This window comes from Actinosynnema sp., assembly GCF_052038725.1.
The window spans coordinates 1-1,716 of the sequence record NZ_JBQGCX010000408.1 but is presented as its reverse complement, the minus strand read 5'-3'; the positions used below and the strand labels follow the sequence as shown (position 1 = coordinate 1,716).

The 1,716-nt window shown below is 75.6% G+C and carries 2 protein-coding genes; both read left to right on the top strand.

Annotated elements, in window-relative coordinates; all coding sequences use genetic code 11:
• A partial coding sequence (locus ACTUAL_RS08235; protein ID WP_440899825.1) for a glycoside hydrolase family 3 C-terminal domain-containing protein occupies nucleotides 1-885 on the top strand: 885 nt, incomplete at its 5' end.
• 125 nt (nucleotides 886-1,010) lie between these two features.
• Nucleotides 1,011-1,716: hypothetical protein (locus ACTUAL_RS08230; protein ID WP_440899824.1), on the top strand; the 706-nt coding region annotated here is incomplete at its 3' end.

Here is a 1,716-nt window from a genome sequence, read left to right as displayed (position 1 = left end):
GACCGGTCCGGGTTCGCCGAGGCGGTGCGGGTGGCCTCCGGGGCCGACGTGGTGCTCGCGGTGCTGGGGGACCGGTCCGGGCTGTTCGGGCGCGGCACCTCCGGCGAGGGGTGCGACGCGGAGGACCTGGAGCTGCCAGGGGTGCAGGGGGAGCTGCTCACCGAGCTGCTGGACTGCGGGCGACCGGTGGTGCTGGTCCTGCTCACCGGGCGCCCCTACGCGCTCGGGCCCGCGACGGATCGGGCGGCTGCGATCGTGCAGGCGTTCTTCCCCGGCGAGGAGGGCGCGGGCGCGGTCGCGGGCGTGCTCAGCGGGCGGGTGAACCCGTCCGGGAAGCTGCCCGTGCAGGTCCCGCGCGGACCGGCCGGGCAGCCGTCGACCTACCTGCGGCCCCAGCTCGGCGGGCCGAGCTCGATCAGCTCGGCCGACCCGACGCCGCTGTTCCCGTTCGGGCACGGGCTGTCGTACACGGGCTTCGAGCTGAGCGGGTTCGCCGCGGCCGAGGAGTTCGAGACCGAGCTGGTGGTCTCGCTGGAGGTCGCCAACACCGGCGCGGTCGCGGGCGCCGAGGTGGTGCAGCTGTACCTGCACGACCCGGTCGCCTCGGTGGTGCGCCCGCAGCGGCAGCTCGTCGGGTTCGCGCGGGTGGAGCTGGAACCGGGCCAGGTGGCGCGCGTGGCGTTCCGGGTGCACGCCGACCGGACCTCGTTCACCGGGCGGGACGGGGTGCGGATCGTCGAGCCGGGGGAGCTGCGGTTGCTGGTCGGGTGCTCCAGCGAGGACGTGCGCTGGGAGCACCCGGTGCGGCTGCTCGGCGAGACCAGGGTCGTCGGCCACGACCGGGTGCTGGTGACCCCGGTCGAGGTCGAGGTGGTGAGCGGCTGACCGCTCGCTCCCCTGGACGGGCCGCGCGGGGACCAGGCGGTGGACCCGCGCGGCCCCCAGGGCGGGCTGAGGTTCACCCGTTTGGGTAGCCTCGTCGCCCGGTCGGGCTGGTTGGGGTGGGATGCATGGCTGACGGGGCGCGCGGCGCGCTCGCGCTCGCCCGGATGACGGAGTCGTTCACCCAGGACCGGTTGCTGGACAGCGCCGGGTTCATCGGCGAGGCGCTGCTGCGCGGGCACCGGCTCGACCTGGCGCGGTTGCAGGAGTTGCACCGCAGCCGGTTGCTGGTGCCGCTGTACCGGGTCGTTCCCGGTCCCCCCGACGAGGGGCGGCGGGTGGACGTGCTGCCGGACGGGCACCTGGACCGGCGGCGGGAGATGCGCGCGGCGGTGCGCGAGGGGCGGTTGCGGGACTGCGCCGACGAGGTCGAGGATCAGCCGCACGAGCGGGTGGGTGGCGGGCGCGGGCCTTGGTGGAACGGGTTCCTGTACTCGTCGTGGCAGTTGTTGGACCTGCACGAGGTGGAGCGCGAGCACCGCACCTGGCGGGCGGGGGTTGATCGGACGCCCCGGTTGCTGCACCTGCGGCGCAGGCGGGCTCTGGTGCTGTGCGCGCTCTCGGCCCGGTACCTGCCGGGGGTGCTCGGGAGCGAGGGCGTGCTCGGGAGCGAGGGCGTGGACGGGAGCGAGGGCGTGGACGGGGCCGGTGAGTCGGTGGAGTTGGCGGAGCTGCTGGCCGCTGCGCCGGTCCGGGCGCACGACCTGCGGCAGTTCGCCGAGGATTTGCTGTGGGAGGCCCGGCGCGACCCGCTGCGCCGCTGGTTGCCGCTGC